Annotated in this window: 32 protein-coding genes; 15 read left to right on the top strand and 17 right to left on the bottom strand. The window is 35.4% G+C overall.

Going from position 1 to position 25,170, the window contains the following annotated elements; genetic code table 11:
• The first annotated feature begins 303 nt into the window (after positions 1-303).
• The 6 genes from SMAR_RS03850 to SMAR_RS03825 are packed head-to-tail and all read left to right on the top strand — an operon-like array spanning position 304 to position 4,589.
• The gene (locus SMAR_RS03850) at positions 304-855 is read left to right on the top strand and encodes a flavin reductase family protein (protein WP_011839043.1); all 552 of its coding nucleotides are present in this window, start codon (positions 304-306) and stop codon (positions 853-855) included.
• Between the two features lie 48 nt (positions 856-903).
• Entirely contained in the window at positions 904-1,590 is a 687-nt protein-coding gene (locus tag SMAR_RS03845; RefSeq protein WP_011839042.1) for a phosphoribosyltransferase, read from the top strand.
• An 11-nt stretch (positions 1,591-1,601) separates the two neighbouring features.
• Positions 1,602-2,426: an S-methyl-5'-thioadenosine phosphorylase gene (locus tag SMAR_RS03840; RefSeq protein ID WP_011839041.1), complete on the top strand. Its 825-nt coding sequence runs from the start codon at positions 1,602-1,604 to the stop codon at positions 2,424-2,426.
• The gene (locus SMAR_RS03835; protein ID WP_052833818.1) at positions 2,393-3,310 is read left to right on the top strand and encodes a hypothetical protein; all 918 of its coding nucleotides are present in this window, start codon (positions 2,393-2,395) and stop codon (positions 3,308-3,310) included. Before SMAR_RS03840 ends, SMAR_RS03835 begins: the two co-directional genes overlap by 34 nt.
• Before the next feature lie 19 nt (positions 3,311-3,329).
• Positions 3,330-3,677, top strand: a complete 348-nt coding sequence (locus SMAR_RS03830; RefSeq protein WP_011839039.1) for a hypothetical protein — start codon at positions 3,330-3,332, stop codon at positions 3,675-3,677.
• A gap of 21 nt (positions 3,678-3,698) precedes the next feature.
• On the top strand, positions 3,699-4,589 hold the full coding sequence (locus SMAR_RS03825) for an ATP-grasp domain-containing protein (RefSeq protein WP_052833817.1): 891 nt from the start codon (positions 3,699-3,701) through the stop codon (positions 4,587-4,589).
• 77 nt (positions 4,590-4,666) lie between these two features.
• Here SMAR_RS03825 and SMAR_RS03820 read toward each other — a convergent pair whose 3' ends face one another.
• Complete coding sequence (locus SMAR_RS03820; protein ID WP_011839037.1) at positions 4,667-5,284, bottom strand: DUF1614 domain-containing protein; 618 nt, start codon at positions 5,282-5,284, stop codon at positions 4,667-4,669.
• Between the two features lie 84 nt (positions 5,285-5,368).
• On the opposite strand from SMAR_RS03820, the gene SMAR_RS03815 reads away from it, so the two are divergent.
• Positions 5,369-6,241, top strand: coding sequence for a hypothetical protein (locus SMAR_RS03815; protein WP_011839036.1), 873 nt, complete (start codon positions 5,369-5,371; stop codon positions 6,239-6,241).
• A gap of 5 nt (positions 6,242-6,246) precedes the next feature.
• On the opposite strand, the gene SMAR_RS03810 is transcribed toward SMAR_RS03815, so the two are convergent.
• Positions 6,247-7,035, bottom strand: a complete 789-nt coding sequence (locus tag SMAR_RS03810) for a rhomboid family intramembrane serine protease (RefSeq protein WP_011839035.1) — start codon at positions 7,033-7,035, stop codon at positions 6,247-6,249.
• Positions 7,036-7,042: 7 nt separating this feature from the next.
• On the bottom strand, positions 7,043-7,786 hold the full coding sequence (locus SMAR_RS03805; protein ID WP_011839034.1) for a metallophosphoesterase family protein: 744 nt from the start codon (positions 7,784-7,786) through the stop codon (positions 7,043-7,045).
• An 89-nt stretch (positions 7,787-7,875) separates the two neighbouring features.
• Between SMAR_RS03805 and SMAR_RS03800 the strand changes: the two genes are divergently transcribed.
• On the top strand, positions 7,876-8,115 hold the full coding sequence (locus SMAR_RS03800) for a hypothetical protein (protein WP_011839033.1): 240 nt from the start codon (positions 7,876-7,878) through the stop codon (positions 8,113-8,115).
• Between the two features lie 3 nt (positions 8,116-8,118).
• On the opposite strand, the gene SMAR_RS03795 is transcribed toward SMAR_RS03800, so the two are convergent.
• The gene (locus SMAR_RS03795) at positions 8,119-8,307 is read right to left on the bottom strand and encodes a 4Fe-4S binding protein (protein ID WP_052833816.1); all 189 of its coding nucleotides are present in this window, start codon (positions 8,305-8,307) and stop codon (positions 8,119-8,121) included.
• Between the two features lie 29 nt (positions 8,308-8,336).
• Between SMAR_RS03795 and SMAR_RS03790 the strand changes: the two genes are divergently transcribed.
• A complete protein-coding gene (locus SMAR_RS03790; RefSeq protein ID WP_011839032.1) occupies positions 8,337-9,023 on the top strand; it encodes a PHP domain-containing protein in 687 nt (228 codons plus the stop codon).
• Between the two features lie 28 nt (positions 9,024-9,051).
• On the opposite strand, the gene SMAR_RS03785 is transcribed toward SMAR_RS03790, so the two are convergent.
• Positions 9,052-11,499 carry a valine--tRNA ligase gene (locus SMAR_RS03785; RefSeq protein ID WP_011839031.1) on the bottom strand — a complete coding sequence of 816 codons (2,448 nt, stop codon included), beginning with the start codon at positions 11,497-11,499 and terminating at the stop codon, positions 9,052-9,054.
• A gap of 105 nt (positions 11,500-11,604) precedes the next feature.
• Here SMAR_RS03785 and SMAR_RS03780 point away from each other — a divergent pair, with 105 nt between their 5' ends.
• Positions 11,605-12,954, top strand: a complete 1,350-nt coding sequence (locus SMAR_RS03780) for a glycerate kinase type-2 family protein (RefSeq protein ID WP_052833815.1) — start codon at positions 11,605-11,607, stop codon at positions 12,952-12,954.
• On the opposite strand, the gene SMAR_RS03775 is transcribed toward SMAR_RS03780, so the two are convergent.
• The 7 genes from SMAR_RS03775 to SMAR_RS03745 all read right to left on the bottom strand — a co-directional run bounded on the left by SMAR_RS03775 (position 12,927) and on the right by SMAR_RS03745 (position 19,073).
• Positions 12,927-13,358 (bottom strand): hypothetical protein, encoded by a 432-nt coding sequence (locus SMAR_RS03775; RefSeq protein ID WP_011839029.1) that lies wholly within the window; start codon positions 13,356-13,358, stop codon positions 12,927-12,929. The genes SMAR_RS03780 and SMAR_RS03775 overlap by 28 nt on opposite strands.
• A gap of 27 nt (positions 13,359-13,385) precedes the next feature.
• Positions 13,386-14,525 carry a radical SAM protein gene (locus SMAR_RS03770; RefSeq protein ID WP_052833814.1) on the bottom strand — a complete coding sequence of 380 codons (1,140 nt, stop codon included), beginning with the start codon at positions 14,523-14,525 and terminating at the stop codon, positions 13,386-13,388.
• Positions 14,497-15,120, bottom strand: coding sequence for a Maf family protein (locus SMAR_RS03765; RefSeq protein ID WP_011839027.1), 624 nt, complete (start codon positions 15,118-15,120; stop codon positions 14,497-14,499). Before SMAR_RS03765 ends, SMAR_RS03770 begins: the two co-directional genes overlap by 29 nt.
• Positions 15,121-15,221: 101 nt before the next feature.
• On the bottom strand, positions 15,222-16,775 hold the full coding sequence (locus SMAR_RS03760) for a GNAT family N-acetyltransferase (RefSeq protein ID WP_244372490.1): 1,554 nt from the start codon (positions 16,773-16,775) through the stop codon (positions 15,222-15,224).
• Positions 16,776-16,993: 218 nt separating this feature from the next.
• The gene (locus SMAR_RS03755) at positions 16,994-17,440 is read right to left on the bottom strand and encodes a hypothetical protein (protein ID WP_052833813.1); all 447 of its coding nucleotides are present in this window, start codon (positions 17,438-17,440) and stop codon (positions 16,994-16,996) included.
• A 25-nt stretch (positions 17,441-17,465) separates the two neighbouring features.
• Positions 17,466-18,155: a creatininase family protein gene (locus SMAR_RS03750; protein ID WP_011839026.1), complete on the bottom strand. Its 690-nt coding sequence runs from the start codon at positions 18,153-18,155 to the stop codon at positions 17,466-17,468.
• 54 nt (positions 18,156-18,209) lie between these two features.
• Complete coding sequence (locus tag SMAR_RS03745) at positions 18,210-19,073, bottom strand: N-glycosylase/DNA lyase (RefSeq protein WP_148676743.1); 864 nt, start codon at positions 19,071-19,073, stop codon at positions 18,210-18,212.
• 77 nt (positions 19,074-19,150) lie between these two features.
• Here SMAR_RS03745 and SMAR_RS03740 point away from each other — a divergent pair, with 77 nt between their 5' ends.
• Together SMAR_RS03740 and SMAR_RS03735 are read left to right on the top strand one after the other, a co-directional pair.
• Complete coding sequence (locus tag SMAR_RS03740) at positions 19,151-19,450, top strand: NifB/NifX family molybdenum-iron cluster-binding protein (RefSeq protein ID WP_011839024.1); 300 nt, start codon at positions 19,151-19,153, stop codon at positions 19,448-19,450.
• A 25-nt stretch (positions 19,451-19,475) separates the two neighbouring features.
• Positions 19,476-19,784 (top strand): hypothetical protein, encoded by a 309-nt coding sequence (locus SMAR_RS03735; protein WP_052833812.1) that lies wholly within the window; start codon positions 19,476-19,478, stop codon positions 19,782-19,784.
• A gap of 5 nt (positions 19,785-19,789) precedes the next feature.
• On the opposite strand, the gene SMAR_RS03730 is transcribed toward SMAR_RS03735, so the two are convergent.
• A complete protein-coding gene (locus SMAR_RS03730; RefSeq protein WP_011839022.1) occupies positions 19,790-20,023 on the bottom strand; it encodes a DUF2283 domain-containing protein in 234 nt (77 codons plus the stop codon).
• A 39-nt stretch (positions 20,024-20,062) separates the two neighbouring features.
• The gene (locus SMAR_RS03725; protein ID WP_011839021.1) at positions 20,063-20,383 is read right to left on the bottom strand and encodes a hypothetical protein; all 321 of its coding nucleotides are present in this window, start codon (positions 20,381-20,383) and stop codon (positions 20,063-20,065) included.
• Positions 20,384-20,486: 103 nt separating this feature from the next.
• Here SMAR_RS03725 and SMAR_RS03720 point away from each other — a divergent pair, with 103 nt between their 5' ends.
• Positions 20,487-21,137 (top strand): class I SAM-dependent methyltransferase, encoded by a 651-nt coding sequence (locus SMAR_RS03720; RefSeq protein ID WP_011839020.1) that lies wholly within the window; start codon positions 20,487-20,489, stop codon positions 21,135-21,137.
• Positions 21,134-22,288 (top strand): RsmB/NOP family class I SAM-dependent RNA methyltransferase, encoded by a 1,155-nt coding sequence (locus SMAR_RS03715; protein WP_011839019.1) that lies wholly within the window; start codon positions 21,134-21,136, stop codon positions 22,286-22,288. The genes SMAR_RS03720 and SMAR_RS03715 overlap by 4 nt, the downstream gene beginning before the upstream one ends.
• Position 22,289: 1 nt before the next feature.
• Here SMAR_RS03715 and SMAR_RS03710 read toward each other — a convergent pair whose 3' ends face one another.
• Both SMAR_RS03710 and SMAR_RS03705 read right to left on the bottom strand, forming a co-directional pair.
• Positions 22,290-22,844, bottom strand: a complete 555-nt coding sequence (locus tag SMAR_RS03710) for an NOB1 family endonuclease (protein WP_244372488.1) — start codon at positions 22,842-22,844, stop codon at positions 22,290-22,292.
• On the bottom strand, positions 22,810-23,640 hold the full coding sequence (locus SMAR_RS03705; protein WP_244372486.1) for an NAD(+)/NADH kinase: 831 nt from the start codon (positions 23,638-23,640) through the stop codon (positions 22,810-22,812). The genes SMAR_RS03710 and SMAR_RS03705 overlap by 35 nt, the downstream gene beginning before the upstream one ends.
• Positions 23,641-23,724: 84 nt before the next feature.
• On the opposite strand from SMAR_RS03705, the gene SMAR_RS03700 reads away from it, so the two are divergent.
• Positions 23,725-24,711: a class I SAM-dependent methyltransferase gene (locus SMAR_RS03700; protein ID WP_011839016.1), complete on the top strand. Its 987-nt coding sequence runs from the start codon at positions 23,725-23,727 to the stop codon at positions 24,709-24,711.
• Here the strand turns inward: SMAR_RS03700 and SMAR_RS03695 are convergent.
• A complete protein-coding gene (locus SMAR_RS03695) occupies positions 24,658-25,128 on the bottom strand; it encodes a DUF371 domain-containing protein (RefSeq protein WP_011839015.1) in 471 nt (156 codons plus the stop codon). The two genes, SMAR_RS03700 and SMAR_RS03695, sit on opposite strands and share 54 nt — an antisense overlap.
• Positions 25,129-25,170: the final 42 nt, after the last annotated feature.

Below are 25,170 nucleotides of genomic sequence, written 5' to 3'. Positions count from 1 at the left end.
TGGATTATCAGGCAATATTATTTTCTCTATATTTTCACGCTACCTTTTCTTCTCGAAGAAGCCTAAGGGTGTTTTATATCCCATCAGACTATAGTGTTTATCACATAATTCATAATTATCAACATCATACATATAGTCTATGAAGACATTTATTATATAGTGGTGGAGCTTCATTATTAATCAATACTACAGAGTTTTCTGGTTGAACTGTATTAGTGTGAATACTCATATTATAAATTATAATAGTGAAGTAATAATGAATTATGTTGAAGCATAGTATAAGTATTTCGTGGGTGTTTATTTATGTATGTTGATATTGATCCTAGTGATTACCGTGTATTGCATCCTAGACCAGCTTATTTAATTGTTTCTAGGAGTCGTGATGGTGTCTTAAACGTTATGGCTGCTTCATGGGTTATGCCTGTTAGTGAAGAGCCGCCTTATATTATATTATCTATTGAACGAGGCAATAAGACACATGAAAACATTTTGGATACTAAAGAGTTCACAATTAATATTGTTGGCGAGGAACATGTCAACATAGTTTATAAGGCTGGAACAGTTTCTGGCAGGAAAATTAATAAATGGGAGATGCTGGGCTTAAAGCCTGCCCCCTCTAAATACATAAGTGTTCCAGGTATTCAGGGTAGTTATGGATACATAGAATGTGTTGTTTCAAACACTTTTAGAGCTGGAGAATGCGATCTATTCATGTGTGAACCGAAAGCTATCCATGTTAGAAGTGATCTATACGAGAAATATGGATGGAACCTGCGAAAAGCAAGAATACTACTACATATGAGGGGTAGAGTATTTGTTGTACCTGGAAAACTTGTTTTTGCAGAGAAGAAGTAGCGTCAAATCTTTATTTTATATTAAACGATTAATTATTCGGTGAAAAATATGGCTAGGATCAAGGTTAAACTTGTTTCTTGGGATGAAATAGTTGATTGGGCATGGAATCTAGCCAAAATAATTAAGAATGATGGTTATAAACCTGATGTAATAGTTGCTCTTGCACGCGGAGGCTATGTGCCTGCTAGATTGTTATGTGATTTTTTAGATGTAGAGAACTTATTAAGTATTCAGAGCCAACACTGGACAGAAGCTGCTAAAGCTGAGGAGAAAGCTATTATAAAGTTTCCATACACAGTCGACTTACACAATTACCGTGTCCTAGTGGTTGATGATATAGTTGATACTGGGGACACCTTAAAGCTTGCAAGAGACTTCGTCGCTGAGAATTGGAAGCCGAAAGAACTTAAAACAGCCGCGCTACAATGGATTAGTCCGGTAGCCAAGTTTAAGCCTGACTACTACTATATTGAGGTTAAGGATTGGACATGGTTCCAGTATCCATGGACAAGGCTTGAAGATACATATCAGTTCATTAAGAGAATGATGACTGAAACATATAAGGAGACTGGGAAGAGGGAGTGGAGCTATAAAGAAATTATTGATGGGTTTAAGGAATGGTATGGTATAGATGTTGGTGATAGATACTATAAGGATGCATTAAACATACTTATCGAGAAACAATTCATAAAGTATGATGAAGCAAACGATAAATATGTCTTATTAACTATGTAATGGTGAAACTTATGGTTCTCGTGAAGCCTCCTGTAAAAGCTGAGATAGGAGTAATTGGTGGCAGTGGATTATATGAAATACCGGGTCTACAAAATATCCGTGAATACAAAATATACACCCCCTATGGTATGCCAAGCGATAACGTAGTAGTGGGAGAACTGAAAGGTAGGACAATAGCTTTCCTGCCAAGACATGGTAGGGGACATAAAATACCTCCCCACCGAGTAAATTATAGAGCAAATATTTGGGCACTTAAAAGCATTGGTGTAAAATGGATCATAGCCTTCTCAGCTGTTGGGAGTCTACGAGAAGATTATAAGCCAGGAGACTTCGTAGTCCCCGATCAATTCATAGATATGACTAAAGGAATAAGACCTATGACATTCTTTGAGGGAGGAGTAGTAGCGCATGTAAGCATGGCTGATCCATTCTGCGATCATTTAAGAGAAATAATTATAGATGCTGCGAAAGAAATCAATGGATTAACGCTTCATAATAAGGGAACATATATATGTATTGAGGGGCCAAGGTTCTCGACAAGAGCTGAGAGCAGGGTTTGGAAAGAAGTATTTAAAGCAGATATTATAGGTATGACTCTAGTCCCCGAAATAAATCTTGCATGTGAAGCACAGATCTGTTATGCAACAGTAGCTATGATCACAGACTATGATGTATGGGCTGAAAAACCTGTTACTGCAGAGGAGGTAATAAGAGTAATGAATGAAAATACTGTTAAAGCAAAGAAGTTATTGCCTAGAATAATAGAGAAAATACCGGAGAAACCATTGGAGGATAAGTGTAGTTGTTGCAAAAGCTTAGAGACAGCGCTAGTATAAATAAATATGTGAAACACATTGAGAGATTAGAGCATAAATCCCGCATATTAGCTGAGAAGATAATTGATTTTCTAAACCTTAACAAAGAATACGTGATTATAACTTATAATAGGCAGGGATATCTACCTGCATCTATTCTATACTGGTTTATAGTGACAATGGAGCCTGAGAGCAGGGTTGTATTCGGGGATGCAAACACTGTTTCATACTATATAGTCGCTTATAGAGAACCGGGAAAAGCATTGTTTTTAGCGACAAACCCGTTTTCTGGAGCAACAATAACATTGTTGCAATCATCTAGTTTAACAGGTAATAAAGTGTTTTTCATCACACCCAAACCAGCCGATCTAAGACTTATTGATATGTTATCTAAATATGACCCAATCTATATAGAGCTTAACGATGAGCTGGAAGCTTCTCTATTAATGTCTATGGCTGCTTATCATGCTGCATCTAAACATTATAAGGATAAGTTAGGTAGGAGGGGGAGTAGACTATATAAGCACTCCCTAGAAGGATTCACAATAGTAATTAATGAGTTGCTCGAGAAATATATGGATCAGTTAGAGAAGATTTCTATGCTGAAAGAAGTAATAGTTTCTTCCTCTAAAATATTAGAGCCTTCCTCACTATTTTTCGTCGAGGCTTTGAGGAGAATAGGTGTTAAAACACATTATGAAGCGCCGGAGCAAATTGTTGGGCCTGCTAATGTATTATTGTTGACAACTAGTGTTGAAGAATACTATGCTCGCGAAATATTGTTTAAATTAAACATGATGAATACTAAAACTATACATTTACCAATAAATACTGATCCATTGGAGGCTCAGATATATTATGCTGTTCTAGCATATTACCTTGTTCATAGTAGGAGTAAGACTTAATAATATGGTGATCCCCACGGTGTTCGAGAAAATACTGTATTCAAGAAAAATGCTTAGCCTCTTATTATTCATATTATACATTGATATTGCTTATGTTACAGCTGTTTTCAACAGGGATGTATTAATATATGGAACAATAACATCTGTTATAATACTTGGTTATCTAGCTTATTATTCCCATAATCACAGAAGTGCTAAGGAAGTATTAGCATTGACAGTATTTACATCACTTGCGTTAATACTGGGATTAATAACTGGCATCATATTTGGCGGCTACAATAATATAGGGGCTTCAATATATGCTTTAACAATGACTATAAGCATATTATTGATTCTATACTTTGTTAATAGAATATATAAGATATGAGTTCATAGCTTGGTAATGGATATGAAGATTCTCCTACTCCACTATAGAGCAATGCCTCCATGGAGCGTTAAAGAACTAGAAAATGCAACTATTAAGCTGGGCCATACACCAATATATTTACGAATCAATAACTTAGATGCAGAAATAACATCTAGTGGAGAAATCACTGTGAAACACCATGATGAAATCATAGAGGGGGATGGAGGAGTTATTCGGGGAATAGGGTTAAGACTTACACTGGAAACATTTATGCACAGGATTGGTTTATTAGAAGCACTAAATCAACTTATTCCATTAATTAATAAGCCTGAAGCAATAATGATTGCTAGAGATAAGTGGAGAAGCCTAGTTGAATTATCAAAACATGGTTTACCCGTTCCAGAAACAATCATTACAGAAAACCCCTTTACAGCTAAGAGGTTCGTGGAAAAACATGGTAAAGCAGTATTTAAACCGTTAATGGGAAGCTTGGGGTTAGGTTCATCGCTTATCCTAGATCCTGATATAGCATTCCATATCACGAGAACAATGTTTAACTTAAATCTTCCAAGTTATTATCAAGTCTATATTGAGAAGCCAGGATATGATTTCAGAGTATTTATTGTGGGAAACCAAGTAGTCGGTGCTATGAAGAGACATGGAGTATCTTGGAAAACAAATATTTTCCAAGGTGCTAGAGGCGAGAAGATTTCTGAAAAGGATTATCCTGAGGTTTTTGATTTAGGATTAAAAGCTTCTAAAACTCTAGGACTAGATTATGCCGGCATAGACGTAGTATATGATACAGTAAATGATAAATACTATATTATCGAGGTAAACGCGTTTCCACAGTGGAGAGGATTAAAAGCCGCTACAGGAGTAGATCCTGCTATCCATATTATTAAGCACTTAATAGATATTATTAAGAGATGATGATTAGCAAACCATCAGAGCCGGTTAAGGCAGTGATGACGAGCTCTCACACTGAATAATCCCTCTCAATAAACCGGTTACGTAGTGCTTAATACTAGGATTGCATAGGAGAGGCTTGGAGATAAGAAGGCTTCTAAAAATATAGCATCCAAAACATTGTTTCCTCCAAAAACATATATTTTCCCAGGCTCTCTCCTAATGTTAAGCAGATCTAATCCTATAATTGATGAAAAAGAACCAAGAACTATGGAGAAGGGAATAACAATTAATGGGTCGAGATTATTTTTAGTAATTATTATAACTGAAACTGCTGATATCGTAAATAAAGGTATTAATAAATCAAGCAATAATACTCCTAGCTTCTTATAGGTAATAGAGTTCAGATAATTTATGATAATACAGATAATTAATCCTATGAAAAAATCCCATACAACACTATAGAAAACAGTGAATAGTCTAAGAATTAATTCTATGCTGAAAATAAATGGTATAATGAAGCCTGTTATGCTTAAACCAATACTTTTACTTATTCTGATAAAGTTTCCCTTTAGATCACCAATTATTATTACAGCAATAATTATTGTTGCTTCTAGAACAGCGTAGTAGGTATTTGTAGCTGTTGATAGAGATAAAAACACTACTATTCCAGAGATAATATATAGTGTTATTTTTGTGAATACATTTAAGAGTTTCAACGCGATCTTCCATTATATAGTATTTGTTTATAATTCTTTATGTATATTATTTTACTCTGAACTATAAATAATGGTGTTTAAGGATTGGATCCAACCATACTTAAATCAATGATTGAAGGAGTTCATTTATCAGTTTATGCGACAATAAAGCCTGGGACAATTCATCGGCTAAGGGTGGATAAGAGAATTGAATACTATGTTTCAAACACAATTGCAGTAATAAACTATATTATTGATGCAATAGAGTATGGAGAGAAGATTCGTAGAGGAGACTTGGCAGCAACCAGTCTGGGTTTAGGTAGATTATTGTCTAAAAGCCTTAGAGAAGCATATAGATGGTTACCCAATAATGTTTATCCGTCCTTTATAGTTCCACAAATAATATATTCTCTAGCTATAAGTCATTCTGATATAGATAGTATTATCAGAGATCATGGTAAGCTAGTTAAGTCTCTAGATTTATTTATAAGTACAACTTCTTGGAGGGAAATAAAGTATTTTATAGATGCTTTAAGGGGGGTTCACCGTGAAGACATGTATGATCATTTAAGCTCTGCTGGAATATCGCATATCGCAAGTATTGGGGAGGGATTGTCTTTTAGAGATGTTTTCAGAGTTCTAGGTAGTAAATGGTATGCATTCATTAGCTTAGATACGAGGGAGAGTAAAACATATGAATATGTTAAGAAGCTCCTAGAATACTATAGGAAATTTAGAGATTCCAATAATGCTATAATAGCATTATACCTAGAAATAATCATGCCCAAGCTCCCATCATGGGCAAAACCATATGTTGAACAAGCTTTTAAGGAGGGATTAATGACTAGTCGTGCTGGAAGCAAGAAATTATTTGAACTAGATCTTAAGCTGAGGAAACATGGCATATCATTTGATGAATACGTTGGTTTACTAGGTATAATTACTGGTTTAGCTGTCTATGAGGGGTTGAGAGCATAAAATACCTAGTAAAATTCTTCCTCATAATACGGTGTCTCCTCCACCATATATTCTCTTAGCATTGCCTTATACATTCTTATCTGCTCTTTAATTGCTGGCTCCATGAAGAATGGTGCAAATGCTATTCCAGATATAAAACCTCCTATATGTGCCCAGAAAGCTATTGATGAAGCAAATCCTAGCAGTGTGATCAGACCCATTACTAATTGGTAGAAGAACCATATTAGAATATATACCCATGCAGGCAACGTGAAGATTAACGGTATTATCCATATTGGGTAAACCATTGTTATACGTGATCTAGGATAATAGATTAGATAAGCACCCATAACCGCGCTAATAGCTCCTGAAGCACCTAGTGTTGGGGTTACCCATGGATTAATAATTATTTTACCAGTAATCAAGTATTGGCTAGGTATGATTGTGATGCTTAATATATGGAAAATATCAGCCATAATCCCGCCTAGAAAATAGAATAACAAATATCTTTTACGACCCATAACGCTTTCAACGGGTCCTCCGAAGAAGAATAAGAAGATCATGTTACCCAGTAAATGATAAATATCTGCATGAGTGAACATTGCCGTGAAAATAGTCCACAACCGCTCGCCCCTAACAATAGCGATCGGTATCATTGCTAGCTGTCTTTGAACCTCATAGGCATTTGTTGCCCCAGGTACTAGGAGTTGTGGCTCAATATACATTAATATGAACACAACAATATTGATCAGGATTATAAATAGAGTAACTGCTGGGAATTTACGTGGAGCAGTTTGATGAACAGGTATACCCAACGAATACTCACCCTCCACTATATAGCCATTTCTCGAGACCAAACACTTTACTCTTCGGGGTAAAATCTATAAGTACAACTTCTCTACGAGCAGGTAATGATACATTATAAACTTCTACACCGTCTATATTTATTTTATCCCTAACACCATTGTGTGTATGTCCATGAATAACAAGATCTATTTTCTTATCTTTTATAATCTTCTCCATTCTAGAACTTGCTAGGTAAGGCCAAATATTTCTGGGCTCGCCTTCGAGGTTCTTATATGTTACCCCATAGTGTGATACTAGGAATATGTATTTGGCTCCTTTACTTCTAGCTTCATCTATCATCGCCGAGATCTTTAATGGTAGTTCTCGATAATAATTGTACAGCCAAGGCATGTGTCGTGATTGCCATGGAGTAGGCTTGTCAAGTGCTCCTCTAGTCCCAATTATTCCTATCTTCAACTCTTTCATCTCTAAAATAATGTATTCATCGTCCAACCATTTGAAAACAGGATACATTTCTCGATATTTATTCTCGAATCCACGGTATTCTTCATTACCGAAAACACTAATGATCGGTATCTCCTCATATTTGTTAATTAATATTTCATATACATGTTTTAGAGCATAAATATTGTTTTTATCAACAAGGTCGCCAGCCAATATTATTAAGTCAGGTCTTATTTTTACCTTATTTAACGACTTAATGAATAAATCGAGAAATCGCGGACTATGTATATCGGCTGTTGCCAATATCTTCAACAATATTCTATAACACCTCTAAGATAAACATTTATTAGGTCATTGATTATTTATTTTCCCTAGCAATAGCTGGGTTATGGCGGTGTATAGGTATGACTATAGGTTTGCTTAAGGGTGTTAATAAGAGCGGTCATAAGGGATGGACTACTGTTAAGTGTTCTATTTGTCATAAAGACATTGATTTGTTTAAAGCAGTTGATACAGGCGATGCATATTATTGTCCGAAATGCTTAGCTAATGGGAGAGAAGCATTCTTCTGTGCAGCAGATGCTAAGAGACTGCATTATAGATGTCCGTATTGTGGCGGAGAATTAAAGCCTTATTATTTATAATCTCTACGGATCAGAATTCTTAATTGTTATAGCATTTCTAGGACATAACGGTATACAAGCATAGCATTCAACACATTTATTATTATCTGCAAAAACTCTATTAGCTCTTATATAGAATACATGTGTAGGACAGTATTCAACGCATAAACTACAAAGATCACATTTTTCACTATCTATGATGATGTTAACCAACTAATATAACACCACGTGGTGAAGATGGTTTGTTTAAAGCATTAGCGGATATGCATATTCATTCAACATATAGTGATGGAAGAGCTAGTCCTAAAGAAATTATTTTAACAGCAATATATAAGGGTTTAAATATTATATCAATCACTGATCACAACTCCTTCCAAGGATCTATTATAGCAAGTAGACTAGCAAAGGATCTAGTTAGAGAATATGATGAACAACTCCTAGTCATAATTGGTAATGAAGTTAGAACAGATAAAGGAGACATACTAGTATATTGTTATGAACCAATAGATGTGCCTAGAAGAATAGACTACTTAATAGATAAAGCCCACGAGAACAACTGTTTAGTTGTGCCAGCACATCCTTTTGATACGTTAAGACTTGGTATAGGAGATGCATTATTCGAGTATAATGGATGGGATGCTATCGAGGTTTGGAATGCCTCAGCTGATCCACGAGCTAATCGTGAAGCATTAAGAGCTTCAAAAATCCTAGGATTACCGGGTATTGCTAATAGTGACGCCCACATCCCCGAAGCAATCGGTTCGGCATATACAGTTCTAGAACTAGATGAATTATCTGTAGAATCAGTATTCAAAGCTATAAAGAATGGAAATGTACATCCACATTTTGGATACCCCCCTTTTAAAGTATTTATCAAGAAGGTAGAGTGGAGTATAGAGAGAAGAATCCGGAAATTCCTTGGAAGATAAAATATAACGTATCTAGATAAGGTTGTATTTATTTCTCAATATATACTTCTTCACCTATTTTCTCAGCGTTTGCAGGAGGGGATCCACTATGGAATTCTATGTTCACCAGCTTGTGTAAGTCAACGATTTCTTTCAAAGCTTTCTCAGCTTCTATGGGTAAGTATATTTTCTTTGTTAGTTTTTCTTTGAATTTTATATTGTTTTTCTTCTTATAGCTCCAAATTGCTGAGTTAATCTTTTGCACGAGTAGTGCTAGTTGATAGTCTTTATTCAGCCATTCTTTTTCTGGTTCAGGGAATTTTTCTAAATGAACAGTTTTACCATAAAGCCTCGTATACAGAGCATCTGTTACGAAGGGCATTATTGGTGCTAGTGCTCTCAGAGTCCTGTTCAGAATATAGTGTAATGTATACCATGCAGCTTCTTGTTCTTCTCGGCTATACTTGTTTTCTCTATTGTAGGCTCTAGACTTTACTAGTTCTATATAGTGTGATGCGAAATAGTTCCAGATGAACTGGTAAATACTTGTTATTGGTTCGAAAACGTCTAGGTTACTATAAGCTTCATCTATTTCTTTCAACATATTATTGAAATAAGCTATTGTAGCTTCATCTAATGGTCTCAGCATAGGTTTCTTTTCAGGTTTTTGAAACATTGATATGAAACGTGCAATGTTCCATAGTTTTGTAGCGAATAAGAATCCTGTTCTAATGACTTGTTCTGAGAATCTATAATCGTATCCTAGCTTAGCAGAAGCAGCAGCCCAGTATCTGAAGGCGTCGGCTCCATATTTCTCTATGTATGGTTCTGGATCTATTACGTTACCTTTAGATTTATGCATTGCTTCTCCTTTCTCATCTAATCCCATACCAGTTATTCTTACCCATTTAAACGCTGGTTTACCTGTTAACTGGTATACTCTTAGTAAGCTATAGTAGAGCCATGTACGTATAATGTCTTGTCCCTGAGGTCTTAGAGTATATTTGAATGCTTTTCTAAACAATTTATCGTTTCTCTTATACCCGGTAACATATAATACTGATATACTGCTATCAAACCATGTATCGAAAACCTTCTTTTCCCCCTCCAAGTATTCTTTCGGAGCTCCACAAACAGGGCATTTATCCCATGGAGGCTCGTCTTTCCATGGCCTATAATATTTGCCTGGTTCGGGGAGTAGTACTGAGCCACACTTTCTGCATCTCCATACTGGGACTTCGGTTGCATAGTATCTGTCTCGACTTATAGGCCAGTCGGATGATACACTATCTATCCAGTCTAGTAGTTTTTTACGGTGCATTTCGGGTTTGAACTCTATAGTTTTAGCAATTTTCCTAATTTCATCCTTGAAATCTAGTTGTTTCAAAAACCATTCCTTAGTATGTATTATTTGTATAGGTGTCTTGCATCTCCAACACACTGGAACACTGTGCTTGATCTTCTCTTTCTTAACTAGAAGACCTTTCTCCTCTAGGATCTCGGCTGCTTTTCTCCTAGCTTCTTCAACTTTTAATCCGCTTAAAGGTCCTGCTACCTGTGTTAGTCTTCCATCCTTATCGATTATTATAGTGGGTTTTAATCCGAGGTCTCTAAACATTTTAACATCTGTTTGGTCACCATAGCTACAAACCATTACAAGTCCTGTGCCGAATTCGGGATCTACTTCTGGATATGTCGTGATGATCATTTCGTGCCCGTATAGTGGATTAATCGCATGTAGCCCGTTTAAATGCTTATACCTATCATCTTCTGGATGAAAAACTAGTGCTTTACAAGCTCTCAGCATTTCAGGTCTAGTAGTTGCTACTATTACTTCTTCCCCGGTCTCTTTTACTTTGAACTTGATATAGTATAAGTATCCCTCCGCCTCCTTGTGCTCCAGCTCTGCATCAGCTAGTGTTGTCTTACATCTAGGACACCAGTTAACAGGTCTTTCTGCTTCATAGATTAATCCTTTCTTGTAGAGTTCTATGAATGTGGCTTGGGTAATCTTCCTATATTCTTCGCTGTCTGTACCGTTTCTCCAATAATCAAAACTGCATCCAAGCATCCTCCAGATCTTCACTATGTCTTCTTCGGCTTTATCCAAGAATTTTCTGCAAAGTCTTAGAAACTCTTCTCTACCCTCAGGAGTTTTTGAGATTTCATGTGGATTAATACCATATGTTTTTTCAACTTGAACTTCTACTGGTAAACCATTTCGGTCAGCGTAGAAGGGGACTAAGACATTGTATCCCTTCATACGGAAATACCTAGCAATCATATCTATCTGGGCATAATGAGCAGCTCCTCCAACATGCCATTTACCACTGGCATATGGGGGTGGAGTGTCTATAGCAATTATTTCTCTAGGATCATCTTCTCTAAACGTAAACTTGAAAAGACCCATTTCCTCCCATTTCTTATAAAGATCTTTTTCCCATTTAATATTCCATCTCTTCTCCTCGATCAACGGCTTAAAACGTTGTTCACTCAATTCTTCTCAACCTGTTTAACGTTCTTTTCTCCGATGCAACCATATTATATATGTCAAAGAATAGTTATTTAACAGAGTAAAATAAGGTTTCCCGGGTGAGTAGTTATAGATAAGGAGTTTTATAGAGAAATAGTTAATGTAGCTATCAAAGTATCTGATCCGGAAAAAATTCTTCCACTCCATATTCGCCGAGACAATAATTGCTTATATATTGATAGTAGAAGGATCTGTCTTGAAAATGGAAAAATATATGTTGTAGGAGCTGGTAAAGCTAGTGGAAAAATGGCATTAGCTATTGAGAGAATACTGGGTAATCTAATAGAGAAAGGAGTTATTGCTATACCTTACTATATGTCTGACCTATACAAGCTTGAGAAAATACAATTAGTTGAAGCCGGTCACCCAATACCCAACGAGGGAAGTATTAAGGCGGCTGAGAAAATCCTAGATATAGCTGGGAAAGCAGGGGAAAACGATGTATTGATCAGTTTAATCAGTGGCGGCGGATCCGCTTTAATGGAGAAACCTATTCAGCCAATAACCCTAGATGACCTAAAAATAACAAACAAGCTTCTATTGGAGAGCGGCGCTGATATACGAGAAATAAATATTGTTCGAAAACATTTATCAGAAATAAAGGGTGGACGCTTAGCTGTTAAAGCAGGCAAGGCGAAATATATTGTATCATTAATGATAAGTGATGTGCCAGGAGATAATCCAGAATATATAGCATCAGGCCCCACAGTTCCTGATTCATCAACATATATTGATGCTAAAAACGTGTTAGAGAGATATGATTTATGGGATAAGGTTCCGGAAAGCGTTAGAATAGTTATTGAGAAAGGAATTCGCGGCGAAATAGAAGAAACCCCAAAACATGATCACCCAGTATTTAGGAAAACTATCAATAAGATTATAGCGTCAAACTATACTGTTCTAAGAAAGTTAAGCGAATACTTTAGAGATAAAGGATATACACCATATATTCTAACTACTAGGCTTGAAGGAGAAAGCTCCGAGGTCGGAAAAGTTCTTGCATCAATAGCTATGGATATAAGCGATAGAGACCTTTTAGGACAGAAACCTCTGGTTTTACTACTTGGTGGAGAACCAAATGTTAGTTTGAAGGGGCAGAGATACGGGAAAGGTGGTAGGTGCCAAGAACTTGTATTATCATTTTTAGCAACTACTAGGGGTAGGAGAGACTTATCTATAATTGCATTTGATACTGATGGAGTGGATGGTTTTTCAGATGCTGCAGGTGCTTACGGAGATTACGAGGTATGGGAAAATATGAGTAAAAACAGGGATTCTCCATGGAGTTATCTCAGAGAACATAATTCATACGAGTTTTTCAGGAAATATAACGGATTAATAATAACAGGGCCTACGGGGACTAATGTAAATATTGTTGTAGCAGTAATTATTCACGGATCAAAATCCTCGGGGCAATAAGTATGCCAGGGATCATTTTTTGGACCCTTACAACCTATAAGCTTCCATGATTCATAAAATAGTTTTTCAGCATCTTTAAAGCTAATATTTCCAGTAATAAACCATCTTACATTAACTGTTTCTATTCCTTCAGGAGTTTTGATCCCTGCTACAACGATTTTTTCTATATCAGCATTTATATGTTCTCTATGGTTATCTATGTTCTTATATACTATACAGTACTTATTCTCCGAAACACATATTTCTTCATCATAGTTGTCAAACGGCCATCTCCTCCTATAAACATCTACTGATACAACAGTTGTTTTTTCATCTACTTTCACAAATAGGACGCGGTAATGATCCAGAAACCAGTATTCAGATACTTTTTCATAAATACTTTCTTCTTCGGCATTTTTACTCAAGCTTGTCCACCGAGAATTTATGATTATCTATGATATTGGCTTATATAGTATTCCTAGCTCATCAGCTATTTTATATGCTTCCAATATTTCATTTCTATACGGTCTCCTAGCTATCTCAGGGAATTTTTCGGGATATTTAGCGACTAAGTGTTCAGGCCTATATTGGTCCATTATGTTCACTAATGCTCTAGGAGTGTTTTTAGCTATCCATTCAAGAACTTTTCTTGTACAACATTCTATATGGTTCGGTAGAACGAGGTGTCTAATTATCATGTCTCCATTTTGATAAGCTATTTTTATGTTTCTAGTAATTATTTCCCAGTAGTTTCTAGCTTTAGAATATCTCCAAGCACACTGGTTATTTCCATATTTGAAATCCGGTAACCATATATCTATTAGGTCCTTTATGATCTTCATTGCTTCCAGTGACAAGTACATGTTGCTATTCCATAGTTGTGGAACATTAATGTTTAAGTATTTGAAGCTCTCAACTATGAAGGGTATATGTGGAGTCGGTTCTCCCCCAACATGGTTAATGTTTCTAGCACCTGTTTTCCTCAGAGTCTCTTGTATAATAGCCAGTTTCCTCGAATCAACTCTTTCACCATGCCTAGCATATAATTGGCTTATATCATAGTTTTGACAATATACGCATCTGAAATTACATCCTCCATAAAATATTGTCCCACTAGGTACTAGTGGGGCTTCTTCTCCCATGTGATGGAAATAAGAGTGGACTATACAGTCTTTATCCATCATACATATTCCTGGTCTACCGCTTAATCTATTTACTCCGCATTTCCACTCACATAGTCTACAGTTTTTAAGATATGATTTAGCTAATGCTATTTTAACGTCTAGAAAACTATATTTGGGCTTATGTAATTCTTCAAGTTTCAATCGATCATTTCTTATCTCTTTATAGATTTTTACGAATTCCTTTTCTAAACTGTCATGTATTTTCCATAATTCCCTCTGATCCTCTACTTCATAAGGGTTAACAGGTGATTCTATATGTTTAGCTATGATGAATTTTGCTGGTTTCTTATTTATCATTACTTGATAATACCAAGAAAGCCTTTCTTTGACTTCTTCGTTATTCCATATCCAGAACGCATCTGGTCTCAGAGTAAATATTTCATATGGTTCTAGTTTTTCCAACAACACGTTTCCTCACCGCCTCCCTTAGTAGGTCTACTCCGAAATACTTCTTCAACGTGATGTAGAGTTTTGTAATAGGTATTCCTACAACGTTGTAGTAGTCGCCTACAATTGTTTCTATAAGCAATGCTCCCAGTCCTTGTATGGCATAACCGCCTGCCTTCATGAGTGGTTCGAGGCTTGAAATATATAGTGTTAATTCTTCGTCGCTGAAATTCCTCATTTTCACTCTTGTTTCTTCAATAAATGATTTGTATTTGAGATTATTCTTTTCTATAATATATACACCAGTATATACGGAGTGCCATTTTCCACGTAGTAGTTTAAGTATATGTGTTGCTTCCTCAATTGTTGTAGGCTTACCAATGACTCCTAGTTCGTGAGAGAAAATTACAGTATCCATCCCAATAATGATCGAGTTCTCAGGGGCATATACTAGAGCATAGTTAGCTTTTGAAAACGCATTTTCTAATACAGTCTTAGCTGGGTCATCATATATTCTCTCAGTAATTCTTGGAGGGATAACTATAAAGTCTGCTCCAAGCTTTCTTAGCAATTCTATTCTTCGCTGACTACTACTAGCTAGGACAAGGATCTTCATTTTGATCAACCTATTAACTTTCCTGGTATTCTTTGTCCAGAAAGATTTTTTGTTAAAAGGGTTTATTTTGTATAATTCAAACACATTATTTACCATAAATGTTAGGATTTCGTGGGAAATGCTGTTCCATAACCTATATAGATTATCTTGTCCGGGTTTAGTGTTTCTATTATTTCGCTTCTATTAGTAGCTACTATTAGAGTTATACCTGCCTTCCTAGCTAGTAAACCTACTTTTCTAGCGACTCTTTGTGCTGTTAAGGTGTCGAGATGTGCTGTGAGCTCATCAATCACTAATAAGTTAGGTTTTTCTGCGAGGAGACTTGCAAGTTTTGCTCTCTCCTTCTGACCGGTTGATAACTCTGCGAATCTTGCTCTATAGAATACTGCATCGCTTAACCCCACCATATTTAATACTTCTACCGCAGCTGCAGGATCACCTATTTTCATAGTTACATGTTCTAATAGTGTTTCCGAGCCAAAACTTGGTTCCAGCTCGCCTGGTAATAGGGCTTGTAACCTAGTATTTGGCGGCGTCTTAACTGTTCCTTCAGTAGGCTTATACTTGTCTTGGGATTGTAGTTCTTTTTGAACCGCTCCAATTATCATTCTTAGAAAAGTTGTTTTACCAGCACCACTTGCACCAACTACTACGACTATCTCGCCAGGCTCGATCACTATGTTCACATTTCTCAAAACATATTTCTCAACAACTCTTCTCTCAACTCCGAAGGCTAATAATACGTCTCTAAGTCTTGGTGGCAGTCTTTTAACATCGAGTATGCTAGAATATATTTTTGTCAAGTTTTCAATGATAATAGGGCCATTCATCTTTTCCACAGTACCATACCTAGACTTATACAGTTTTCCGCCATGCATCTTAGCATAAGGATCTTTTTCTAGGAATTCTCTTATCCTCTTCTCCGCCTCTGGTGTTAATGGATACATTAAAACAGGTCTCCCACTCCCAGTATCCCACATATAATAGAAGCCGGCTTTCTCGAAGAATGGATTATAACGTGCCATCATAGCTATGGTTTCAACAATATGTTTACGTTTCTTCATTTCAGGTATTCTACGCTCTCTTATCCATTCAATAGCTGCTTTCACAGATAATACTCCTAGCCCGTCTCCTCTATAATCAGGATGAACTACTACTCTAGCTATTCTTGCGGCTGCAGTATTGGCGATCTTTAATGCTTGCTCACTAACCTCTTCGCCAACAATAGCTCTTGCCAGCCTTCTACCATAAGTTGTTTTTAAATACTTGTATCTAGAAATAATGTTTCTTCTCTCAGATAATGCTGTGGGCCAGAATGTTGGGTGAAACCATTCCTTCGGGAAAACTTTTTCTCTAATCATCTTCTCAACTTTGCCATTAGGTAATCTACGATTCATTAATGGAATAGGTGTATCAACTCTAACATAAGCAACTATTCTAGGCTCATATTCTTTTCTACCTAGAAGCCCTAATACTAGAAACCTGCTACTCGGTATACTTCCCCTGATCTCTTGGAGCTTCATGGGCACTCCATGTTTAGGACATTTTGGCTGAATATTAGACTCCATATAGTATCCGCATATGGAACATCTCCATATAGCAACGATTTCTTCTTTACTAGCATAATGGTGTTGTTCAAGATTAACTATTTCCATATAGTGGTTGCCCGTGCTTTATCTTTTGGTTGTTTTGGAAACTTTGGATATCTGCACGGGCTTCCCCCTCTTGGGTTGGGGCTTCATCCCTTCATCGAGGGGGCTATCGGGGCTCCACACAGACCACTTTTGAGCCCTTCATCTGCTTTTTATTAACCATTATATTAGTGAGGGTTTATAAAGCGAACCCCGCCAATCTATCAAAACAATCATGGTTTTCATAATTTTCCAAAACAACCATGGTATAGTATCCAAATAAGCAAATAGTCTTCTTCACTCATTGCTTCACGAGCTACAACTTTGTATTCATATACTTTTCTAATATTTAACGGATCTTTTCTCTCTAAAACATATGTTTTCCTCCAAACAGGCCATACAGGTATTTCTTCGCCTCTATATACTCTGTATAAATCGTAGTCGTTTGGCCCAAGAATCCATGTATCACCCACCTTTTTAGGTTCATCCTTCAATACAATCTTTACAATCTCATCTTTACTGAACCATTGAGCAATAACGCCGCTTGTCCAAAGAAATACTTCGTGCCCCTTTATCTCCACCGGTATTATGCCGAACCATTTATATCCTCGTCTGCTCATCAACTTGTAGGGATCACGTGTTATTTTAGTAGTTATAATGTATCCTTTAACGCCTAGTTGTTCTGCCAATTAGGAATGCACCTCATAATTAATTCTATGAGTGATCAATAATAATTTTTATTGCCTCACCAATAAGCATACAGATCTTATTAACAAAAACACAGGGTTCAATATTGATATCTCCACAACCACCGATCTTTAATTCTTCTATATATCCTTTAAGTAGTTCATTATAACTAGAACATATTTGTTCTTCCCTATAATTTTCCTTTATTGATTTACTAGTTAAACAACTGTATAGTTGTTGTTCAAACAAGCATCCATGACAATATTTTAATCCATACCCAGAAGCAATTCTCCATATATCAATTATGATAAATGGTTTCTTTAACTCGTAGAATTTTTTACGGGAGAAAACTTCTAGGAGAGAATAGTTTCCTCCATGCCCGTTAACAAATATGTAGCCGGCTGGAGAAATGTTCTTCTCTATGGAATCCACTATGGAATCTAATAAGTCTAAATAAATTTTAGGATCAACATTGATCGTTCCAGGATATTTAAGCCATTCTATGGAATAACCATATTTTAGAACAGGATAGATATGTATATTTATATTCTTCTCATACTTGAAATTGTTAATGCATAGAGAAACTATTTCTTCAGCTATAACACTATCAGTATCAAGTGGGAGATCTTCACCGTGATACTCATAGCTACCAGTAGGTATTATAGCTATATGTAAGTTTTTATGAGTAGAAATACTATTGTGTCTAGACAATGTCAATTTTTCTTACACCTAGGCGATTATACTATGTTAGGTATTATGGTAGGAATATAATCAATATTTACCTCTACAATGTATAAGCTCTTTCAATATCTCCCGAAGTTCTTCTCTACAATAATTATATTTACTACAAATTGTTCTATAGATCTTAATAGGTTCTTTTAGTTGTCTAATCATACCTGTTAATAACCATGTAAAGGAATCAAGTTTATATAGAGGTATGTTTGCTTTTTCAGATACTATTTTCCAAGCCTCTATAACTATTTCTCTGTTTTTAGGGGTCATAAGCTCTTTTACACATGTGGATGTATTGTTCTTGCATCCCACTATACAACTGGTTATTGCAAGAAATGAATTTCTACGATCCACCGGTATGGGTATTTCACCGCTTATCTCAGCCTTACATGTTAAGCAAAAGTAATAATACATTTTTCCCGCAAAAACCACGGTTTTCGCTGTGGGATCGGTTTTTAGGATTTTACTGATCATATATACTAATTTATCTAGTTGGTTACAGAATTTTAGTGGAGAGTTCACTAGGTTTTTTGCTAAGCTACTATTGTAGAATACTTGTAATCTTTTGATCTTGTGTTTTAGACCCATTCTATTATAGTTTGTGATTTTCAAGAACATTATGTGGTTCTCTATAATATTATTTATGTCTTTGATTTTTTCTCTTCTATCAATAAACCATTTTGACAATGCAGACCAGTATTCTTCTCCTCGACTAGATAATTGATAACTTATGAGAGCATTTGCAACCACTATTATTGAGGTTAGTTCTTTTCCATAATGTCTCACAAGCTCTGATACAGCATGGTATTGTGGATCATTTTTCTCTAATAAATCTATGAAATCTCTAATCTTACTTATTAAAGAGCCTATGAACTCAGCTCGCTTAACATCTACTTTATACATGTTCTTCACTCTCTGAATATTGTGAAGCATAGCATTATAAACCTATAAAAATATCTTATACTGATTAGGTGCTCTATATGGGTAATAATATAGTTATGATAACAATTAATAATGATGGATATGTGACTTCACTGGATAGAGCCTCTAAAATAGCCGTTTATGATGCTGACAAGCACGTTGTCATAGAGGAATTGAATAATCTATACAAAGATGGTTTCTGGATTCTTGAGGAAGTGTTTGATAAATATGATCCAGCAATTATTATAACTGGCGAAATAAGCGAAGAACTTGCATATGATATTGAGGAGAATGGTGTGAAAGTATATGTTGTTAAGCCACGCAGAATAGATGATTTAATACGTGAATTATTCCTTTAATAACCTATATGGTGGATGTAGCTTTATGAACAATTCATTGATCACTCTAGCGATAGATCTGGAGATCGATGAGAAATCATTTAGCGATCTTATCGGTATTCTCAACAATATGTGTAGGAAAATTTATAGCTATGAGGACTCCTCCATGAATTTCAAAATGTATCTTTGCCAAAACGAGTTCTTAGAGCTATATTACAACGATAAGAATTATCTAGTAAATATAATGTGCAGAAGCGAAGATGCATGTGTTAGAGTACTTAATGAATACTTGTTTAAGGTAGTGTCTAAAAACAAAGTATTAATACATATGATTCCGCGAGGTATTCCCAGATAATACTATTAATACACGATAATGTTTGCTTTATCGCTGAAATTCATTATCATTATTGAGACTACTCTTCTATTCTTTATTCTTACCACTATGTCGCCGTCTCCGCTGAGGAATTCTTCATCTGCATCTTCGATATCGTATCCGAAGTTAATGTACAAGATATCATTTTGTCTATCATATTCCATCCAGATCTTATCTAGATCACTTATTTTATACTCCTTTACCTTTTCCTCACCGCTCATTTATTGATCATCTCTATGTATTTAGTGAACCAATTAATATTAGAACGGCATAATTGTTATATCTGCGAAGTCAACTGGTAAAGGTAAACCTTTAGATTTATACTCTTCATATTTCTTCTCCAGAAACTCTCTGAACACGGGGCATGTCTCGTATCTTCCATCACGTGTGCATTTTTCTCCTAGTGTGAGGAAGCACATTCCAGTTTTTTTATCATAGTATGGACAGATCTTGTGGTGGTGTTTAGCGCTTCTAATCATTCTCTGTATCCATCTTTGTTTCTCGTCAACCTCTTCTTTTTTCTCGACTTTGCCGAGAGCTTCTTGTAGCTCGTGATCCTCTATTCTAACATCTGGGATCATCTTAGTTACACCTCTCTAGAAGCATTTATGGATGTGGTTAATCATTATTTCAAATATGTTTTAATTCTTATAAGTATATCCTTTCATTTTGGGGTATCTATTCATGGAAATGAATAGTTCGTATAGAGTTTTCGATAAATATTACTGGAAATATGAGAACTGGTATCTTAGAAACTATAATATTATGAAGGCTGAAAGAGACTGTATTAAATCAATTGGTTTATATGGTAAGATTTTAGACGTAGGTGTTGGTACAGGTATTTTAACGTATGGATTATCTAAGTCTATGGTAGGTGTTGATCCTTCTGAGAAAATGTTGTTGTATGCTAGTAGAAGAGGGTTTTTGACTATTAACTCGTTTGGGGAGGATCTCCCATTTATTGATAATTATTTCGACTCCGTCATAGTGGTTGTCACGATATGTTTTGTAAATGATCCATTGAAGATGTTGTCTGAGATCAATAGGGTTTTAAAGAAGAATGGTACTTTGGTGACGTGTGTTGTCCCTAAAGAGAGTAGTTGGGGAATTTATTATAGGTGGTTAAAGAATAGTGGTAAGAGCTTATTCTATAAATATGCTAGATTCTATACTATTCAAGAACTATACTATATGTTGTCAATTACGGGATTCATAGTTAAAGATACTTGTTCAACACTATTATATCCTCCCAGCACTCCTCCAACATATGAGGTACCTGTTAAATCTCTGGTTCCTGATTCAGGCTTTGTTTGTATTAGAGCTGAGAAAAAATGAGCAAGAATATTGATTATGGCCTAATTGCTTCTTTGAGAAAAGTTTATGGAAGCTTAACTTATTCTCTATTAGACAAAATATTATTGCCTCCTAAACGGCTCTACTTACGTGTAAATACTATGCTTATCACTCGAGAAGAACTAGTTGAACGATTGAAAAAGCGTGGTATTAATGTAAAGGAGGATCCCTATGTTGAAGAAGCAGTATTCATTGAATTAGAAGGGCCTAATAAGATACCTGTTTATGACAAAAAAATCATTGTCGATAAATATGCTGCTGAATCCATAATGATTGGTGCAAATCTTTATAGACCAGGCATAGTAAGATTTGATCGCTTTAAAGAGAATGAGTATGTTAATATTCAAGCTACTAATGGAAGAATAATAGCCGTTGTTAGAACGCTTGTTTCATCGGATAAGCTGAAATATATGAAGAAAGGAATTGTCGGCGAAAACATTGTATCAATTTATAAAGCTCCTCCAATCCGTGATCTAGAGGAATATGATCTAGGATTATTTTATCCTCAAAGTCTTCCAGCTATGATGGTTTCAAGAATACTTGATCCCCAGCCTGGCGAGCTAATATTTGATATGAATGCTGCTCCAGGCGGTAAAACCAGTCATCTAGTACAATTATCTCAAGGTAGGAGCAGAATTATAGCGTTTGAGAGAAATGTGAAGAAGGCATTAAAAGTATATTCTACCCTGAAAAGACTCCGTCTTCTACGGAACGTTATTATTTTGCCTATGGATTCCAGATATGTTCACTTAGATCTAAACGTCTCGGAGAAGGTTGATAAGATATTAATTGATCCTCCATGTACAGGTTTAGGTGTTAGACCTAAAATAGACATTGATATTAGAGGCGAGGATATAGTGGTTCTTAGTAAGTATCAGCGACAATTTCTCAATTCAGCATCAACTATTCTTACTAGAAAAGGCATTATTGTTTATTCCACATGCACGCTAACATGGGAGGAGAACGAAGAAAACATTATATATGCAGTGAGGAAGCTGGGGCTGGAAACAATTGATTTAGGAAAGATCCCCTATGCTGATAAAATCTATTATAGAGACATTGTAGCTTATAGGTTTTCACCGCTAGGCTATGATATGCCTGGATTCTTTGTAGCTGTTCTAAGAAGAAAATAGATTATTTCATATGTTTCTTAACAAGTTTAGAACCACATATTGGGCATGTATCTTCTGAGGGGTCTGCTGGAACGTATCCACAAACGGGACAGTATACTCGGTATTTTCTAGCTTTTCTAATACCCTTCGTTCTCAAAGGTTTAAATGGAATCCCCATATGGTATAAGAGGTTTTGAAGAGAGTAATCATCTGTGAAAACAATTACCTTATCATGTATTGTTTTTAATTGTAGAGAAAGTGCTGCTACATCGATATCTGTTTTAGATAAGGATACATGTTCTCCTATTTTCCTAGCTTTAATTATGGTTTTTCTTCTAAAATCCTCTCTTGGCTCAATTACTTCAATCATTTTAGTCTCAATACCTAGTTCGAGAGCTTCCTTATTTTCCTGATCCCTTACCTCATCAACTACTCTTGGAACAGTATATATTTTAACAATGTATCTTGGTAATTGTAAATGGTATTTTGCTAGAAATGCAGAGGTGTCAAACACTATATTTAGCTTCCTACTATTATTTTTATTATGGATGCGATATTCTTCTTTTCTCAAATACATCCCTTATGAAATCTTTTTTCCCATAGACTCTTATAATTCTAAAATCCCTATTACTATGCTCAACAAGTATTTTTCTATGCGGCCCCAGTATATCGGTTCTTTCACCATCAATATATATTTCCATTATCCCCATTGTTTCAATTAGTATTTTAGATAACGAGGGAACTATGATTGGTGAAATATTTAGTTCCATAGGGTTTAATGGTGTAATAAATATTGTTTCTAGAAAATAATCTATAAATGGCCCTCTCGTCGATAAATTATAAGCTGCAGATCCTGGAGAAGCTCCTATGAGGATTCCGTCTCCCTCCAAATAATACTCAGATATAAATGCTGGAGTTTTCGCCGTTATCTTAAATCTTATAACCCTACCTCTATCTATAGAGATCAATGCTACTTCGTTTAAAGCAGTATATCTATTATTATCTAATACAACATCTATTCTGCCAAGTGTTTGTATAGTGAATAACCCATTCATTACCATGTCAAGAATTCTTTCTAGATCATCTGTATCAAATGGTTCATATAATGCTGTTCTCCTACCACAAGGTATCGGTAGTATTAATGGAGTTGTGTCTTGGAATACTCTCGAGATCTTTAATAATGTGCCGTCACCTCCAATACTTACTATTAAGTCTGTCTTGATTTTCATCTCCTTGATCAAGTCATCTACCCAGAAAGAATTAACTGCTAATCCGTACTCTCTCAATAACTCGATGATCTTTTTTGCCTTATCTAGGCAGATTGGTGTTGGTCGATAAATTATCAAAGCTCTCCTAAAAACTTCTTTCATCATTTTGTTTCACTCTCTCAAAGATATTATTTTGTTATTGAAAGATATTATAATACCCTATTCTTTAGTGTTTTACTGGTATTGGAAATGACTAAATGCGTTAAAATATATAAGAGATACGCTAATAACGTATTAGCTTTACTGAAAAAACACGGGCTTCTAAATAGGGAATATAAAGTATCACATGATAAAGAGTATGTATATATACCTATTATTCAAGGATCAGATGATAAAGTACATATTATACTTAAAGAATTCGAGTATGAATTAATTGATTGTTTACTGGAAAAGAGGAGAAAACATAGAGATCACAAATATATCCCATCATATGATCTATTGGGAGACATAGTTGTTGTGAGAGAAAATGTACTGGAAAATATTAGTAGAGAACAACTAATTAATACATTACTTGATCTACATCCACATATTAAAGCTATTTATATTAAGGAGAAAACCATTAATGAGTTCCGTTTACCAAAGCTAAAACTAATTTGGGGAGTAGAAGTAGGATCAGTTATTGTTAAAGAATATGGTTTATTATTCAGGATAATGCTGGGCAAAGTATACTATAATAAACGATTATCAGAAGAACATAGGAGGATTGCTACTATTAGTGGTGATAATGAAAAAATAATAGATTTATTCAGCGGTATAGGAGGATTTCCAATACATATAGCTTCGATGCATAAATCATTTATTTTAGCTAATGATCTTAACCCTTATGCATTTGTATCAATAATTGATAATATATTATTAAATAGAAAAAAACTTAGGGGAAACATAGCTGTTACAAAGATTGATGCTAAAGAGTTTATGAATTTTCCAAGTCTTAAAGAATACTTTGACCGATTAATAGCTAATCTCCCTCATAAAAGCATTGAATATATGTATGTCTACGATTACTTGCTTAGGAAAAACGGGATCTTGCACTTATATATTATTGGGAAAAGCTTGGAAGATGTGTTGGAGAGAATTGGCAAGTATAGTGATAAGTGGTTTTTAGAGAAAGCTACGAGAGTATTAGACTATGCTCCCTATACTTATATTTATAGGCTTGATCTCGTCAAGCGTTAATCCTACTATGTAGATTTTCAGAATAGTGTTTGGATCCCTCAGTTTCTCCACGATTCTACGATCAATATCTTTTGCGGCTTTATTTGATCTTATAGCTATTGTTGCGGGCTCAATATATGTGCTTTTCCTAATAATAAGTTTCTTCTCATCCTGTATTAATAGGTTTTTTGAACCTGTAGCTAATATGTAATCCATTAATTCGCCGACATATAGTATGAACACAGCTATTGTATTATCTTGTTTTAGAATATTTTTCAGCTCAGGCCTTAGATCATTTGCCGACTTATTACTAGCAACACCTATTATGCAGTCTCCTCTAGGGGTTAGATAGTTTTCCTTTGTTATTTCAATAGTTGTTTTATGTGTTGCTTTTATGTTGGGGTGTCCACGAGCTATTATTATATCATATGCTTTCAAATGTTCACCTCGATATGGTTCATTAATAAGTAGTTAAGTAGT

Origin of the sequence: Staphylothermus marinus F1 (genome assembly GCF_000015945.1) — an archaeon.
Classification (GTDB): Archaea; Thermoproteota; Thermoprotei_A; order Sulfolobales; family Desulfurococcaceae; genus Staphylothermus; species Staphylothermus marinus.
Note: the sequence above shows the minus strand (reverse complement) of the source record. Positions and strands in the feature narration are given on the sequence as shown.